At 37.2% G+C, this 15,297-nt stretch carries 18 protein-coding genes and 1 tRNA gene; 7 read left to right on the top strand and 12 right to left on the bottom strand.

Features of this window, described 5'->3' with window-relative positions:
• The first annotated feature begins 14 nt into the window (after positions 1–14).
• Positions 15–1,127, top strand: a complete 1,113-nt coding sequence (locus tag ACSHWW_RS03425) for a formylglycine-generating enzyme family protein (protein ID WP_435681017.1) — start codon at positions 15–17, stop codon at positions 1,125–1,127.
• Between the two features lie 309 nt (positions 1,128–1,436).
• On the opposite strand, the gene ACSHWW_RS03430 is transcribed toward ACSHWW_RS03425, so the two are convergent.
• The 4 genes from ACSHWW_RS03430 to ACSHWW_RS03445 all read right to left on the bottom strand — a co-directional run bounded on the left by ACSHWW_RS03430 (position 1,437) and on the right by ACSHWW_RS03445 (position 4,570).
• A tRNA-Ser gene (locus tag ACSHWW_RS03430) sits at positions 1,437–1,521 on the bottom strand.
• Positions 1,522–1,568: 47 nt separating this feature from the next.
• Complete coding sequence (locus ACSHWW_RS03435) at positions 1,569–2,636, bottom strand: asparaginase (RefSeq protein WP_435681018.1); 1,068 nt, start codon at positions 2,634–2,636, stop codon at positions 1,569–1,571.
• Positions 2,626–3,756 (bottom strand): 1-acyl-sn-glycerol-3-phosphate acyltransferase, encoded by a 1,131-nt coding sequence (locus ACSHWW_RS03440; RefSeq protein ID WP_435681019.1) that lies wholly within the window; start codon positions 3,754–3,756, stop codon positions 2,626–2,628. Before ACSHWW_RS03440 ends, ACSHWW_RS03435 begins: the two co-directional genes overlap by 11 nt.
• A gap of 46 nt (positions 3,757–3,802) precedes the next feature.
• Positions 3,803–4,570 (bottom strand): TatD family hydrolase, encoded by a 768-nt coding sequence (locus tag ACSHWW_RS03445; RefSeq protein WP_435681020.1) that lies wholly within the window; start codon positions 4,568–4,570, stop codon positions 3,803–3,805.
• Positions 4,571–4,643: 73 nt separating this feature from the next.
• On the opposite strand from ACSHWW_RS03445, the gene ACSHWW_RS03450 reads away from it, so the two are divergent.
• Positions 4,644–5,090: a retropepsin-like aspartic protease gene (locus ACSHWW_RS03450; RefSeq protein ID WP_435681021.1), complete on the top strand. Its 447-nt coding sequence runs from the start codon at positions 4,644–4,646 to the stop codon at positions 5,088–5,090.
• Positions 5,091–5,143: 53 nt separating this feature from the next.
• Here ACSHWW_RS03450 and ACSHWW_RS03455 read toward each other — a convergent pair whose 3' ends face one another.
• Positions 5,144–5,974: a DUF6252 family protein gene (locus ACSHWW_RS03455; RefSeq protein ID WP_435681022.1), complete on the bottom strand. Its 831-nt coding sequence runs from the start codon at positions 5,972–5,974 to the stop codon at positions 5,144–5,146.
• A gap of 125 nt (positions 5,975–6,099) precedes the next feature.
• On the opposite strand from ACSHWW_RS03455, the gene ACSHWW_RS03460 reads away from it, so the two are divergent.
• The 4 genes from ACSHWW_RS03460 to ACSHWW_RS03475 are packed head-to-tail and all read left to right on the top strand — an operon-like array spanning position 6,100 to position 9,116.
• A complete protein-coding gene (locus tag ACSHWW_RS03460) occupies positions 6,100–6,609 on the top strand; it encodes a 30S ribosomal protein S16 (protein ID WP_435681023.1) in 510 nt (169 codons plus the stop codon).
• An 11-nt stretch (positions 6,610–6,620) separates the two neighbouring features.
• Complete coding sequence (rimM, locus tag ACSHWW_RS03465; RefSeq protein WP_435681024.1) at positions 6,621–7,151, top strand: ribosome maturation factor RimM; 531 nt, start codon at positions 6,621–6,623, stop codon at positions 7,149–7,151.
• Positions 7,152–7,158: 7 nt separating this feature from the next.
• Positions 7,159–7,881 carry a tRNA1(Val) (adenine(37)-N6)-methyltransferase gene (locus tag ACSHWW_RS03470; RefSeq protein WP_435681025.1) on the top strand — a complete coding sequence of 241 codons (723 nt, stop codon included), beginning with the start codon at positions 7,159–7,161 and terminating at the stop codon, positions 7,879–7,881.
• A 56-nt stretch (positions 7,882–7,937) separates the two neighbouring features.
• Entirely contained in the window at positions 7,938–9,116 is a 1,179-nt protein-coding gene (locus tag ACSHWW_RS03475) for an acyl-CoA dehydrogenase family protein (protein ID WP_435681026.1), read from the top strand.
• A 64-nt stretch (positions 9,117–9,180) separates the two neighbouring features.
• Here ACSHWW_RS03475 and ACSHWW_RS03480 read toward each other — a convergent pair whose 3' ends face one another.
• From ACSHWW_RS03480 to trmB, 5 genes are all read right to left on the bottom strand, one after another.
• The gene (locus ACSHWW_RS03480; RefSeq protein WP_435681027.1) at positions 9,181–9,462 is read right to left on the bottom strand and encodes a NifU family protein; all 282 of its coding nucleotides are present in this window, start codon (positions 9,460–9,462) and stop codon (positions 9,181–9,183) included.
• Positions 9,463–9,466: 4 nt separating this feature from the next.
• Positions 9,467–10,606 carry an Mrp/NBP35 family ATP-binding protein gene (locus ACSHWW_RS03485; protein ID WP_435681028.1) on the bottom strand — a complete coding sequence of 380 codons (1,140 nt, stop codon included), beginning with the start codon at positions 10,604–10,606 and terminating at the stop codon, positions 9,467–9,469.
• 123 nt (positions 10,607–10,729) lie between these two features.
• Positions 10,730–11,074, bottom strand: a complete 345-nt coding sequence (locus ACSHWW_RS03490; RefSeq protein ID WP_435681029.1) for an MGMT family protein — start codon at positions 11,072–11,074, stop codon at positions 10,730–10,732.
• Positions 11,061–11,690, bottom strand: coding sequence for a LysE family transporter (locus tag ACSHWW_RS03495; protein WP_435681030.1), 630 nt, complete (start codon positions 11,688–11,690; stop codon positions 11,061–11,063). The genes ACSHWW_RS03490 and ACSHWW_RS03495 overlap by 14 nt, the downstream gene beginning before the upstream one ends.
• The gene (trmB, locus tag ACSHWW_RS03500; protein ID WP_435681031.1) at positions 11,691–12,359 is read right to left on the bottom strand and encodes a tRNA (guanosine(46)-N7)-methyltransferase TrmB; all 669 of its coding nucleotides are present in this window, start codon (positions 12,357–12,359) and stop codon (positions 11,691–11,693) included.
• 69 nt (positions 12,360–12,428) lie between these two features.
• Here trmB and ACSHWW_RS03505 point away from each other — a divergent pair, with 69 nt between their 5' ends.
• A complete protein-coding gene (locus tag ACSHWW_RS03505; RefSeq protein WP_435681032.1) occupies positions 12,429–13,529 on the top strand; it encodes a glycosyltransferase in 1,101 nt (366 codons plus the stop codon).
• Here ACSHWW_RS03505 and ACSHWW_RS03510 read toward each other — a convergent pair.
• Both ACSHWW_RS03510 and ACSHWW_RS03515 read right to left on the bottom strand, forming a co-directional pair.
• Positions 13,442–14,533 carry a sensor histidine kinase gene (locus ACSHWW_RS03510; RefSeq protein ID WP_435681033.1) on the bottom strand — a complete coding sequence of 364 codons (1,092 nt, stop codon included), beginning with the start codon at positions 14,531–14,533 and terminating at the stop codon, positions 13,442–13,444. The genes ACSHWW_RS03505 and ACSHWW_RS03510 overlap by 88 nt on opposite strands.
• Positions 14,523–15,209: a response regulator transcription factor gene (locus ACSHWW_RS03515; RefSeq protein WP_435681034.1), complete on the bottom strand. Its 687-nt coding sequence runs from the start codon at positions 15,207–15,209 to the stop codon at positions 14,523–14,525. The genes ACSHWW_RS03510 and ACSHWW_RS03515 overlap by 11 nt, the downstream gene beginning before the upstream one ends.
• Positions 15,210–15,297 lie beyond the last annotated feature (88 nt).

The following is a 15,297-nucleotide window of genomic DNA, read 5'->3' on the forward strand; positions in this document are numbered from 1 at the left end:
AGTAACCTAATCTAATGTTCAAATCCTACAAATTTCTTATTCTTCTAGCTGCTCTCTCAGTGCTATCTTCTTGTAATTCAAAAGACAAAAAAGAAGAAATCCCAACTGTACCAGTGGAGAAAAAGGAATCCTATCAACTATTAGTTGAAAAACCTCAAGATATCGTAGTGCCAGCAGGAATGATTTGGGTACCTGGAAAAGAGTTTATTCAAGGAGCAAAAGATAATGACCCTATGGCAATGCCACGCGAACAGCCAGGACATAAAGTTCTAGTAGATGGCTTTTTCATGGATGCAACCGAGGTTACAAACGACCAGTTTAGCAAATTTGTAGATGCCACGCAATACATTACTGTCGCAGAGCGACCTATAGACTGGGAAGAAATGAAAAAAGAACTACCTGAGGGAACGCCTAAACCACCAGATGAAGTCCTTCAACCTGGTTCCTTAATATTTAATAAAGAGGTAAATGCCGTAGTTAACATGGATAATTATACACAATGGTGGACTTGGAAAACAGGAGCCAACTGGAGACAACCGTATGGTCCTGGCAGCTCGATAAAAGGTAAAGAAAATTTCCCAGCTGTACACGTTGCTTATGAAGATGCACTTGCATACTGTAAATGGGCAAACCGTAAACTACCTACTGAGGCGCAATGGGAAAGCGCTGCTCAAGGAACTCAAACCAACCAAATTTTTACTTGGGGAAACGATCGCAATTTATTAAGCCAGCAGTCTAACACTTGGGAAGGAACGTTCCCGACTGAAAATACGGGAATAGACGGCTTTAAATTTATCGCACCTGTAAAATCCTATCCTGCAAATGACCTAGGTTTTTATGATATGGCTGGAAACGTTTGGGAATGGACCGCAGATATTTATAATCATGATTATTACAGACAGCTAGACACCAGCAAGCCTGTTATCAATCCTATGGGTGCAACGAGTTATTATAATCCACAAAATCCTTATCAAGTTGAGATGATTATGAAAGGCGGCTCTTATTTATGTCACGCATCCTATTGCGCCAGTTACCGCGTTAGCGCTAGAATGAGTACGAGCAAGGATTCTGGAAGTGATCACTTAGGATTTAGAACTATTGCTACAGTTGATATGTTGAAGGAGTAATTTTGTTACGCTTTCGCGAAAGCGTCATTCACATCATCCATACTACTAATAAGATCTATTTTCTAATAGTGATTATAAAGCAAAAACCTTACATCAGCTAAATAGCAGATGTAAGGTTTTCTTTGCAGAGAGGAAGGGATTAACAAATTGATCCCAAAAAGGTTTCTTAAACAATCATAGAAATCACACCACTGACTGAAATAGTCAGTGGTGTGATTCTAATAAAAAAAGGAGCAATCAAGCTAAGCTTGTGCTCCCTTTTTTATTAGAATCTAAAACTGCAAAAAAGCAGTTTTAGATTTCCTTTTGCAGAGAGGAAGGGATTCGAACCCTCGAAACGTTGCCGTTTACACGCTTTCCAGGCGTGCGCCTTCGACCACTCGGCCACCTCTCTAATTGTGCGCAAGATTACAAAAAAATAATCCGCGACCCAAGTAATATTTAAACACTTATTTCTCCACGTAGGGAAGTTTCAAAATATTTCTTGAAATCTCCACTCTCTGGCATGTATGCGAGTAAGTACATCATTTTAGATAACGCAGCCTCAGTAGTAATATCAAATCCAGATACCATTCCTATCTTTTTTAAAGCTACGCTTGTTTCATATTTTCCCATATCCACGGCTCCACCGCGACACTGTGTAACGTTTACAATCTTGATACCGCTTAACAATGCTTCTCTTAAAACGGCAATAAACCATGGCGACGTAGGTGCGTTTCCACTACCGTAAGTTTCTAGTATGATTCCTTTTAAATCTTTTACGGTACATATTGCTTTTACAACGGCTTCTGTGATACCAGGAAACAGCTTTAAAACGACTACTCGTGAATCCATTTCTGGACGATACATCATTTTTAAAGGATGTGGCTGGTCTATATAACTCTTCGCAAGAGCGATATCATCAAATCCACCTTTCCATAACAATCCTTGATCGATATTTAAGTGCACACCACTAATCGCCAGCGGCGGATAATTAGGTGAACTGAATGCTTCAAAATGTTCTGCATTCATTTTGGCCGTACGATTTGCTCTATATAATTGGTATTCAAAATAAATACAGACTTCTTTAATAATAGGCGCATTATTCTCCCATTCTGAGGCAAGTTGAATACTTGTAATAAGGTTCTCTTTTGCGTCTGTACGCAAATCTCCTATGGGCAATTGCGATCCAGTTAAAATGACTGGCTTAGTGAGATTCTCAAACATGAAACTAAGAGCACTTCCGGTATGTGACATTGTATCACTACCATGAAGAACTACAAATCCATGGTAATCATCATATTTAGCATTTATAATATCACCTAGCACACGCCAGTGATTCAAATCCATGTCTGACGAGTCGATGGGCTCTTCAAAAGAAGTAGTTTCAATCTCGCAATCGAGATGTTTCAATTCTGGAATATGATAAAGTAATTTTGTGAAATCAAATGATCGTAGAGCACCAGTTTCTGGATCTTTAATCATTCCTATTGTTCCACCTGTGTATATGAGGAGAATTTTAGGCTTCATCGATGACGGCTAGTTTCTCTTTATTAAAAACAGGTCTCGCATACATCATTAAAAAGCTTTCAACGGCTTTTTCATCTTCTACGTTTACTCGCATGCGCAATCTTCTTTCAAAGTGCGCTATATCATGCTCTGTATAATATGTGTTGTATTTTTTTGAATTGTTAACGAGATCATATGCAGCATAATTAGTAGGCCACAATTTATAGTTTGCTTGAATGGTATCATCCAGTTCATTTACTATGTGTTGTAATAATTGATTCGTCCCAGAACCTGTTTCATTTTTAAACGTAAAAGGTTTCCCAGCGGCTATGTGAATGTGTTTTTTCTGACCTAGCGCGCCTTTGAGAATACTGTTGAAATCCTCATTTTCAGACTTGATATATTCTTCTTCGGCAGCTTTAGCAAGTAACTCTGGAACTTTTAATATATCTGTAGGATCATATTCATAAGAAATGCTCACAGGAACAATCTTAAGACTATTTAAATATTCGTGAATAGGTTGTTTACCTGCAGCAAGACCTATCATCTTAAGCACACCTTGCTCAGTTACATCATTTCCATCTTTAGTTCTTCCTTGACGCTGCGCAATCCATACACTACTTTTCTCTTCATGTAGTAATGTCTTTATATACTCACTTAGTTTTTTACTACTCAGTAAAGTCTCACGAGGACCAGCGCCTCTTTTCACTATAAAATTACGTGTTAACCTACTTAGTGCATTTACAAACGGTCGCTGGACTAGGTTATCTCCTATAGCACTTGCCGTTCTTATTAAATCGTGGTCAAATAGCTTTACATTTAATAAACAGGTATCAAGAATAATGTCTCGATGGTTAGAAATATATAAATAAGGTTGATTTTTATCTAAATCTTCAAAACCAGACGTCGTTAATCCTGCTGAGCTTTCTCTTAAAATACGAGCAACACTCTTTCTGATCACATCACGCTGGAAGTCGTTGATAGACTTACAGTTCAATACAATTTCTTTCACCTCATCATAAGGTTTATCTGGAAACGTATATTGAAATAATGTTTTAATCATGGGATGGCGCACAGCACTTTGTAGTGCGATATTCACCTCTGCATCATTAAAAAACCTTATGTCATCAAATTGATTCAATACTTCTTTATTATGTTCTAGGTTGTAAATGTAAGTATCTCATCACTTACACACCGAAGATTTTAGTAGAATTTAAGGTTGTCACCTTTGCGATATGCTCTATGCTTGTGTTGTAAATTTCGGCAAGTTTTCGAGCAACTAGAGGTATATAAGCACTTTCGTTACGTTTTCCACGATAAGGAACCGGTGCGAGATAAGGCGCATCTGTTTCAAGAACAATATGTTCTAAATCTATTTCATTAAGAAATTTATCAATCTTTCCATTTTTAAAAGTCGCAACGCCACCTATACCTAAACTCATTTTTAAATCGACAGCTAGTTGGGCTTGTTCTAGGTTACCTGTAAAACAATGAAAAATACCGTTCAAGCTACTGCCACGATAAGTTTCAAGCACCTCAAACACTTCATCAAATGCGTCTCTACAGTGAATCGCAATAGGTAAATCATGCTCTATGGACCATTTGATCTGAGTATGAAAAGCCTCAATTTGTTGCTTTTTAAATTCATCGCTCCAGTATAAATCTACTCCTATCTCTCCTATAGCAACAAAAGTTTCTTTACTTAGCATTTCTTGAACATGAGCAAGTTCTTCCAGGTAATTTTCCTTAACATGAGTAGGATGCAAACCCGTCATCAAATGAACTTGTTGAGGATAGTTTCTCTTTAAATCCAGCATTGCTGGCGTGTAAGCAGAGTCAATTGCAGGAACAAAAAAACGTTCTACACCAGCATCAATTGCTCGTTGCATCATTTCTTTTTGGTCCTCTTCAAAAGCCTCGCTGTAAAGATGTGTATGAGTGTCTGTAAAAATCATGTTACAAAAATAATGGTTTGTAAGCGGTGCGCTTTCGCGAAAGCGTATTTATATTTACCCATAAACTATACACATGTTTTCTTTAAAGAAAAGTCTAGAAAGTCGCGGTTACATAGCGCACCCCATAAGATTATCTGAAAAAAGTGGCCACATCATCACAAAGGCATCTATAAACGGTCACACAGGTCGCTTTATAATAGATACCGGTGCAAGTGCGACATGTATTAATAATGCACTTTCTCATGAGTTTCAACTGGAGTCTGAAAGCATGAACAAACAAATAGGAACAGCAAGTGGATCCTTAACACCGCAAATATCTCATAATAATAAAATGCAGTTAGGCGCATGGACGGATGAAGATTGCAGCCTACTGACTATGGATATGAGTTTTATCAATCAAGCGCTTAAAGCAGAACGCATGAGAGCTATTCAAGGATTGTTAGGTGCAGATTTCTTAATCAAATCACGAGCTATTATAGATTACTCAGGTAAGAACATCTATCTTAAAAATATTCCATAAAAAAAGCCTCTTTTAATTAAAGAGGCTTTTTTTAAAATGTAAACGATTAGCTATTAATAGAAAATAGTAAAAGCTCCGTTTGTAATGTCAAAATTGTTAGGTGGACCTGTCATGAAAGAGAAAGTTCCCGTTACAGAATTAGCCGCAGGATCTGCTGCAGTAATGATAAGTGTACCTGAAACTGCTGGAACCGCTGAACCACCAGAAATATAATTTGCTGTGTACATCCCAGAACCTGCAAGTGCATAAGTTCCTGGAACAATCGTGTCAGGGAAGTTTAATACTATTGAATTTGCACCGTTTGAAGCGTTCACTACTATAATACCACTAGCATTAACAGGAGAAATTACTGATGGAGTAAAAGCTGTCCCATCTACTTGTGCAGCAAACGAACTTAATGAAGAACCGCCACCACCAGAACCTATCGGGTTACCAAAAGGTACTTGAAAAATAACTCCTTTACGCATGTAAAGTGAGTCTGCATTCATAGGTAAATAACTTACAAATGAGAAAGTTCCCGTTAATGTACCAGCTGGAGTTCCTGCAGATAATACAACTTGACCAGTTCCTGTGCTATTATTTGTTGAATACACATCAGTATCATTAAATGTGTAAACAGCCTCATTAGGCGCTCCAGAACCTAGTGGATATGTTCCCGCAGTTGCAGATTCCAGATTTAATTCTAAGCGCTCTAACCTATTGACACCAGTGATAGTCACTGTCCCATCTGTGTTTGCAACAGCAGTCATTTGGGTAGATTTGAAGAATTCACCGTTACGTACGGCTTGAATCGCAGGGATGTTATCATCCTCTAAGTTGTCTTCACAAGCGGTAAATGCGATTAGCGCAAGTGAACAAAGTAAAAATTGTTTAATCAATCTCATTTTAAAAAATGTCTTTGAGCAAATGTAAATAAAATATAAAGATATGATGCTGATTATTAAAATAAGTATATTTTTGCACACTCAAAATTAATAACTCGGGTCGGGCACCCACAAATTTTAATGATATGCCAGTAAAAATTAGATTACAAAGAAAAGGTAAAAAAGGAAAACCATTTTATTGGATCGTTGCAGCCGATGCACGCGCAAAAAGAGATGGTAAATATCTAGACAAGATAGGTACTTATAACCCTAACACAAATCCAGCTACAATCAACCTTGATGTTGATGGTGCTGTAAAATGGTTAGAGAATGGTGCACAACCTACTGACACTGCTCGCGCGATCTTAGGATACAAAGGAGTAATGCTTAAAAAACACCTTAAAGGTGGTGTTAAAAAAGGAGCATTTACTGAAGAGCAAATGGAAGAAAAATTCAACGCTTGGGTTTCTGAGAAAGAAGGAAAGATATCTGCAAAAGCAGGTGGACTTCAAAAAGATGCTGATGCAGCTGCTGCAAAAGCACTTGAAGCAGAAAAAGCAGTTAACCAAGCTCGTATCGCTGCAAATGCACCAGTTGTAGAAGAAGCTCCTGCTGAGGAAGCTCCTGCTGCTGACGCATCTAGCGAAGAAGAATAAAAACTATTCTCATGCGTAAGAAAGATTGTTTTTACGTAGGAACGATAGTTAATAAATTTAGCTTTAAAGGTGAGTTACTTGTCAAGTTAGACACAGACGAACCGGAGCTTTTTACAGAAATGGAATCAGTTTTTATCGAAATCGGTAAAAATTTGGTTCCATTTTTTATTGAATCTAGTCAATTACATAAATCACTACTCTTAAGAGTTAAGTTTGAAGACATCGATGACGAGCCAGCTGCCGACGCGATGATGAAACATGATTTATATCTACCAATGACAGCTCTACCTAAACTAGAAGGTAATAAATTCTACTTCCATGAAATCATAGACTTTAAAATGATGGATGTAAATTATGGTGAAGTAGGAATTATAACTGGTGTAAATGATACCACTTCTCAAGCCTTATTTGAGGTAGATCAAAATGGGACAGAAATCTTAATCCCTATGAACGATGATTTCATTAAAGAAGTCAATCGTGAGACAAAAACCATCACAGTAGAAACTCCTGATGGACTCATAGAAATGTACCTCTCTGAATAAAATAGATATGAGCGTTTTTAAATTCAAAGAATTTGAAGTAGCTCAAGACCGCTGTGCTCAAAAAATAGGAACTGATGGCGTTCTTCTAGGCGCATGGGCAAGTGCCGATAAAAATCCATACAACATTCTCGATATAGGTACTGGAACTGGTGTAATTTCTTTAATGCTAGCGCAACGTTTTCCTAGTTCTCAAATTGAAGCCGTAGAACTGGATGAAGATGCCTTTGAACAAGCTGCGAGTAACTTTGAAAACAGTCCATGGAGCGATAGAATGTTTTGTTTCCATGCATCGTTTCAAGAGTTTTTTGAAGAAGTAGATGATACGTATGATTTAATAATAAGCAATCCACCGTTTTTTGAATCTAGTAGTATTAAAGAAAATCAAGAGATTGATAAAAACAGAGAGCAAGCACGTTTTGATGAAGCATTACCTTTTGAAGAATTAATCTATGGAGCTTATAAATTGCTAGATGATGATGGCATTTTTGCTTGCGTTATTCCGCATGACCGTGAAGCTCATTTCTTAAAAATAGCCGCTCATTATAAGTTAATTCCATCTCGCATTACACATGTAAAAGGAACGGAAGGTATTGCTGTAAAGAGAAGTTTGATTGAGTTACGCTTCCGCGAAAGCGATATGAAACCAACCCAATTAACTATTGAAATAAGCAGACACAATTACACTGAAGACTATATAGAACTTGTTAAAGATTTTTATTTAAAAATGTAAGTAACCCTTTGAGCAACTGACCTAAGCAAAGTATATTTACGCAAACGTTTGAAACGATGAAACCAGATTTATTTGAAGCACCAGATTATTACAACCTGGACGATTTATTAACTGAAGAACATATAATGATACGTGACGCTGCCCGAGCTTGGGTAAAGCGTGATGTGTCACCTATAATTGAACAAGCAGCGCAAGATGCAAAGTTCCCTAAAAGCATTATTCCTGGACTGGCGTCTATAGGAGCTTTTGGACCATATATTCCTGAGGAATATGGTGGTGCTGGACTCGATCAAATCTCTTATGGTTTAATCATGCAAGAAATAGAACGTGGTGATAGTGGAGTGCGCTCTACAGCATCTGTTCAATCTTCTCTTGTAATGTATCCTATATGGAAATATGGTAGTGAAGAGCAAAAACAAAAGTTTTTACCTAAACTAGCTAGTGGAGAATTCATGGGATCTTTTGGGCTTACTGAACCTGATCATGGATCAAATCCTAGCGGTATGGTTACTCGTTTTAAAGATGCAGGTGATCATATTATTCTAAATGGTGCAAAGCTTTGGATTTCTAACAGTCCATTCTGTGATGTAGCCGTAGTATGGGCAAAAGATGAAAACGATCGTATCCATGGAGTACTTGTGGAACGAGGAATGGAAGGTTTCACTACACCAGAGACTCATAATAAATGGTCGCTTAGAGCTAGCGCGACTGGAGAATTAATTTTCCAAGATGTAAAAATTCCTAAATCAAATATATTACCAGGTCGCAGTGGTTTAGGTGCTCCGTTGAGCTGTCTAGACAGTGCACGTTTTGGTATCGCATGGGGTGCAATAGGTGCTGCCATGGATTGTTATGATACGGCACTTAGATATTCTAAGGAACGCATCCAGTTCGGTAAACCTATTGCTGGTTTCCAACTACAACAAAAGAAACTGGCCGAAATGATTACTGAAATCACAAAAGCTCAATTGCTAGCTTGGAGATTAGGTGTACTGCGTGAGCAAGGAAAAGCAACAAGTGCCCAAATCTCAATGGCAAAACGTAATAACGTAGAAATTGCTATCAACATCGCCAGAGAAGCGAGACAGATTTTAGGAGGAATGGGAATTACAGGTGAGTACAGCATCATGCGTCACTCTATGAATCTAGAAAGTGTGATTACTTATGAAGGTACTCACGACATTCATTTACTCATCACTGGATTAGATATTACAGGTGAGAATGCTTTTAAATAAAACATTATATAGTGCATAAAAAAACCGATTCTCACGAATCGGTTTTTTTATGCTTTACAGAATTCTATAACTCTATATTATCTCGATATTCTTCTTTTAAATCTTGACCAGAAATATCAATGACACTCTCGATTTGTGGAGCGTGTTTTTTTATGGTCAACTCTACTCCAGATTTTAAGGTCATTTGATTAACGTGACAACCTACGCAAGTTCCCAGTAAACGAACAGTGACAAACTTATCCTCAGTAATGTCTACCAGTTCTATATCACCTGCATCACGTTGTAAAAAAGGTCTTATTTCTTGAAGACCAGCTTCAACCGCGGTTTTGAGTTCAATTCCTGTCATAAGTTTATTTTTTAACGGCACTACAACCTGCCATAGTCGTGATTTCTATAGCTCGAGTAGGTGGTAATGAACTATTACGTCTTACAGTTTGCTCCACTACGTTTTTAGTAATCTCGGTAAATGCAGCTTCAATTTCTGTTCCTTCTTGCATGGCAGCTGGTCGTCCTACATCTCCAGCTTCTCTTATGCTTTGCAACAATGGTAATTCACCTAAAAACGGTACGCCTAAATCTTCTGCAAGATGCTTTGCTCCATCTTTCCCAAAAATATGATACTTATTCTCTGGTAATTCTGGTGGCGTGAAATAGGCCATGTTTTCAATAATTCCTAATACTGGAACATTAATACTTTCTTGCTGGAACATTGCAACTCCTTTACGAGCATCGGCTAGGGCGACGTTTTGCGGTGTACTTACTACCACAGCTCCTGTTAATGGTAAAGATTGCATAATGGATAAGTGAATATCTCCTGTTCCTGGCGGTAAATCAACTACTAGAAAATCTAGTTTTCCCCAAGCTGCATCAAAAATCATTTGATTGAGTGCTTTGGCAGCCATAGGTCCACGCCATACGACAGCCTGATCTGGCTGTGTAAAGAATCCTATAGAAAGAATTTTAACTCCATAGCTCTCGACAGGTTTCATCTTAGATTTACCATCCACATTTACAGAAAGTGGCTTCTCATTCACTACGTCAAACATGATTGTAGCACTCGGCCCATAAATATCGGCATCTAGAAGACCTACTTTAAAACCCATTTTTGCAAGTGAAACCGCAAGATTTGAAGTTACTGTAGATTTCCCTACACCACCTTTTCCAGACGCGACAGCAATTATATTATCGATTCCAGGAATGGCTTTTCCTTTAATTTCGGGAGCTTTATTCTCTGTAGTAGGTGCTTCTACTTTAAGATTTACTTTAACCTGTGCTTTTTCATAAACCTCTTTATGAATAGCTTGTAGGATAGAAACTTCGGTTTTCTTTTTTGCCTGTAAACTAGGATTATCAATCACCACATCTACGACTACTTCATCACCAAAAACGAGTACATTTTTAATAGCACCGCTTTCTACCATATTTTGTCCGTGACCAGGAACTGAAATTGTTTCTAGCGCCTTGAGAACTTGTTGTTTTTCTATTTTCATAACTTGTTTAGAATACTACAAAGATAAGCTGCAGCGAGCTTAATTAAAAGCAATCTAAATAAGAAACTAGTAATGTATTGTTAAGAAATACGCTTTCGCGAAAGCGAGACAAAAACCATCTAATTATTCTTGAAAAGGCTCCAACTCTAGATTAGGATCCCAGTAAACTTTCTTAAAGTCCTGAACATGGTCCTCAACGATAGTTAACCCCTCATTTTCAAGGAGTTGCTGCATTAAGTTTGTGCCTTGAAAATGGTGTTTTCCAGAAAGCATTCCATTGCGATTTACAACTCGTTGTGCGGGAACGTCTGGATCGTTATGACTAGCATTCATAGCATAACCTACTGCTCTACTGCTGCGAGGCGTCCCTAGATAGCGCGCAATTGCTCCATAACTGGTAACGCGACCATGCGGGATTTGCTTTGCAACACTAAAAACGCGTTCAAAAAAATCACTAGAGGACTTCATAAATGCGGATTAAAGTGAAAAGCGCAATAGCCAGTGTTAATCCCGAAAGGATATAATTAATCTTGCGTGCAAAAGTCTGACTGTCAAAACCAAATTTCTTCACATACTTAATATAAGCAAACAGCATCATAAATGTCCCTAAAGATGCGCCAGCAATAAACAAATGCGCCATAGGATATTCAAATGTGAATAGTCCTCGAGCTGCAAGAAATGAGCTGAAGGCTATGTAAAACGGTATCGGGAAAATATTAAGTGCAGAAAGGATGATTCCTTGACTAAATAACTTAACGTCAGACTTATCAATAGGCTCTACTTCTCTAGCATTATCTAATCTAGCTTTTATAAAAAAGAAAATGGATAGTGCTATAAATACAGCAATGGCAAATTTTTCTACGGTTACTAATACGTCTGGATTGTCATTAAGAATTTTTGAGAAAAATACTCCTACATATACTTGAGCTATTACTATTAAACTAGCTCCTAAAGCAAATACAATTGCCGCGCGGCGGTTTTGTTTTACACTTATTTTGGCAGCTGTTAAATTGAGCAGTCCCGGCGGTATTACACCTATAAAACCGATTCCAAAACCAAAAATAATATGTAAAAATGTAAGCATCTAGCGCAGGCGGAATTTGATGTAAGTTATCGCTTTGTTTTGCTCAAGATACTGCTTTTCATAAAAAGTTTGTGTTCCTATGACTTCCTCGGGTGCTTCAGTATTTGTATAAACATCGTGATGCGCATAGATAATTTCTTCTCCTCTACCTTGTAAAAGCCCTAGCGTGTAGCCATGCATGAACTCTGAATCTGTTTTTAAGTTTATACATCCACCTTCTACAAGAATATTTCTATAACTCGCTAGAAAATCTGGATTAGTCATGCGGTGCTTAGTACGTTTATATTTGATTTGCGGATCTGGAAACGTGATCCATATTTCATCGATTTCATTTGCTCCAAAAGCATCTTCAACCAGCTCAATTTGAGTTCTCAAAAAAGCTACGTTTGTTAAGCCTTCTTCAATTGCCGTTTTTGCTCCACGCCAGAAACGTGCACCTTTAATATCTATTCCTATAAAATTGCGGTCAGGATATTTGCGAGCGAGATCTATGGTGTATTCTCCTTTTCCACAACCTAGTTCTAGTGTAATAGGATTGTCATTTTTAAAAAAAGAAGCCCATTTTCCTTTCCATTTGAAATCTGTAGTCATCTCTTCACGAGTAGGCTGGATGACGTTTTCAAACGTTTCGTTTTCGTTAAATCTCTTTAATTTATTCTTTGATCCCAATACAATTATTTAATAGATGATTAATATATGCTTCATGTCATGAGTCCTAAAGACTCTTACATTTGCAGTATGCAAATATCTAAAAACATTCTGGTTGCACCACTAAATTGGGGACTAGGTCATGCAACTCGTTGCATTCCTATCATCAACGCGATCCTTGCAAACGGCGACACGCCTATTATAGCAAGCGATGGAATGGCTTTAGCACTTTTAAAAAAAGAATTTACTCGACTACAATTTGTTGAATTACCTAGCTACGGAATCGTATATCCTGAGAATGGAAAGTTTCTAAAGCTTAAAATGCTCCAAAATACTCCACAAATATGGAATGCCGTGAGAAAAGAACATGCTTTACTTAAACAATTGATTACAGATTATCAACTCAATGGTGTGATATCTGATAATCGATTAGGTCTGTACAGTAAGTTAATTCCTTGTGTTTACATGACTCATCAACTTAAGGTGATGTCCGGTAATACTACATGGCTGAGCACGCAATTGCATTTAAATTATATTAAAAAATTTGATTCTTGCTGGATACCAGATTTTAATGAGCCTCAAAATCTATCAGGCTTATTATCCCAGAATGATGACATGACTATTGATAAAGTTTATTTAGGTCCGTTGAGTAGGTTTAAACGCAGCGCAATAACTCAAAAGAAGTATGATTTAATGGTACTGCTCTCTGGACCAGAACCTCAACGAGGAATTTTAGAACGCAAACTCTTTAATGAAGTAAAACACTTTAATGGTAAGGTTCTTTTCATCGCTGGAAAGGTGAAAGGTGAGCAAGAAATGATTAAAAAAGGCAACGTTACTTACTACAATTACCTTTCTACTCAAGGCTTACAAAAAGCTCTAGATCGCAGTGAAGTTATTCTATGCCGTAGTGGATATACCACTATTATGGATTTACAAAAACTCGGTAAAAAGGCCTTTTTTATCCCAACTCCTGGTCAGTTTGAACAGGAATATCTTGCAAAGCATCTAGAGCAACAAAGACTGGTTCCCTATGCCACACAGGAAAACTTCAATATTGAAATGCTGGATATGGTTCAAGAATATAAAGGACTGGCTCAAGTTTACTCTTCTAGGACTATATCAATATCGGCTATGTTAACGGAGACCTTTTCTAAGGTGAAAGAAAATTCAGATCCTATTCCAAATTGACTTTCTACATAAACGCTTTCATCATGCGCTTCAATAATGTGCTTAACAATTGCTAGGCCAAGACCAGATCCACCTTCACGTCTAGAACCGCTCTGATCAACTCTAAAAAATCTTTCAAACAACCGCGGAATGAATTCTTTTTTGATTCCTTCACCATTGTCAGTAACTCTTATGATGACTTTATTATTGATAAGATCTTCAACGGCAACCTCAGTAGTTCCATTTTTCTTACCATATTTTATAGAGTTGACGATAAGGTTTGCTATGACTTGCTGGATACGATCTTGGTCTGCTACTACGTTTATAGCATGATCATAATTCATATCTAAGGTTAATGTGATATTCTTTTTTGCTGCTTTCATTTCCAGCTGGTCAAACACCTGTTTGATCAGTTCAACTACATTAAACTCTGTTTCATCTAGAGACATATCACCTATTTCTAATTTGGTAATCATGTCTAGATCTTTAATAATGTAGGTAAGTCTTTCTACTCCTTTTTGAGCACGAAGCAGGTATTTTTTTCTGATTACTTCGTCCTCGTGTGCTCCATCTATGAGTGTATCTATATAACCTTGAACTGTAAATAGTGGTGTTTTGAGCTCGTGAGAGATATTCCCTAAAAACTCTTTTCTGTATGACTCTCTCACTTTAAGAGATTCAATTTCAATTTTTTTATTCTTTGCAAATCGTTCTACTTGCTCTGTAAGAGAACGCATGTCTGTAGCAATCTCGCGATCAGGTAAGTTAGTAGTCTCTAATAAACTTACATCTTCATATATTTTTTTAATACGACGGTATATAAATCGTTGTACTCGAAACTGAATAATAAAAAAAGAGCTGGCAAAAAGTAGGAGAATCATCAACAGTTCATGCCACCATGCTTGAAACTCAAGTTTAAAAACTAAATGAAACAGCACTAGCAGTAACCCAAAAACAATGGATAGGAAGAGTGATGATCTTAATGCAAATCTATAGCTGCGTTTTGATGAGGTATTATTTGACATATTTATAACCTACTCCTTTTACCGTCTTAAAGCTATCGTCTCCCAGTTTCTCTCTGAGTTTTCTTATGTGAACATCAATAGTTCTACCACCTACGATTACTTCATTTCCCCATACCACGTCTAGAATTTCTTCTCGTTTAAAGACTTTTCCTGGCTGAGATGTGAGTAGTGAAAGTAGCTCAAACTCCTTGCGAGGTAATGAGATTTCTTCTTTTTTGTAAATAATTTTATATTGATCTCTGTCTATAACTAGATCTCCTATTTTAAGGACGCCACCTTGCTCACTTTTAGGCGCAGAATTGCGCCTTAATAGGGATTTTACTTTACTTACTAGGACTCGAGGCTTGATAGGTTTAGAGATATAATCGTCTGCTCCAGCATCAAAACCTGCAATCATTGAATAATCTTCACTACGCGCTGTTAAGAATGTAATTATAGTATGGTCTAATTCTGGAATTTTACGGATTTTCTCGCATGCTTCAATCCCATCCATCACTGGCATCATCACATCAAGTATGATAAGATCTGGCTTTTTCTTTATAGCTTTTTGAACTCCTTCTTTACCATTCTCTGCGGTAAAAACTTGATAACCTTCATTTTTCAAATTGTAACTTACAATTTCTAGAATATCTGGTTCATCATCTACTAGTAAAATTTTTGCAATGGCATCTTTCATCGTAGTGTTGTGTAAAATGCTAAGTTAATAAGTTTTTGAGCAACTAGAATCAATTCAGTGTTAGGTTAAGGTTAAGTCTATTTTAAAA

It is taken from the genome of Nonlabens sp. (genome assembly GCF_051251825.1).
GTDB lineage: Bacteria > Bacteroidota > Bacteroidia > Flavobacteriales > Flavobacteriaceae > Nonlabens.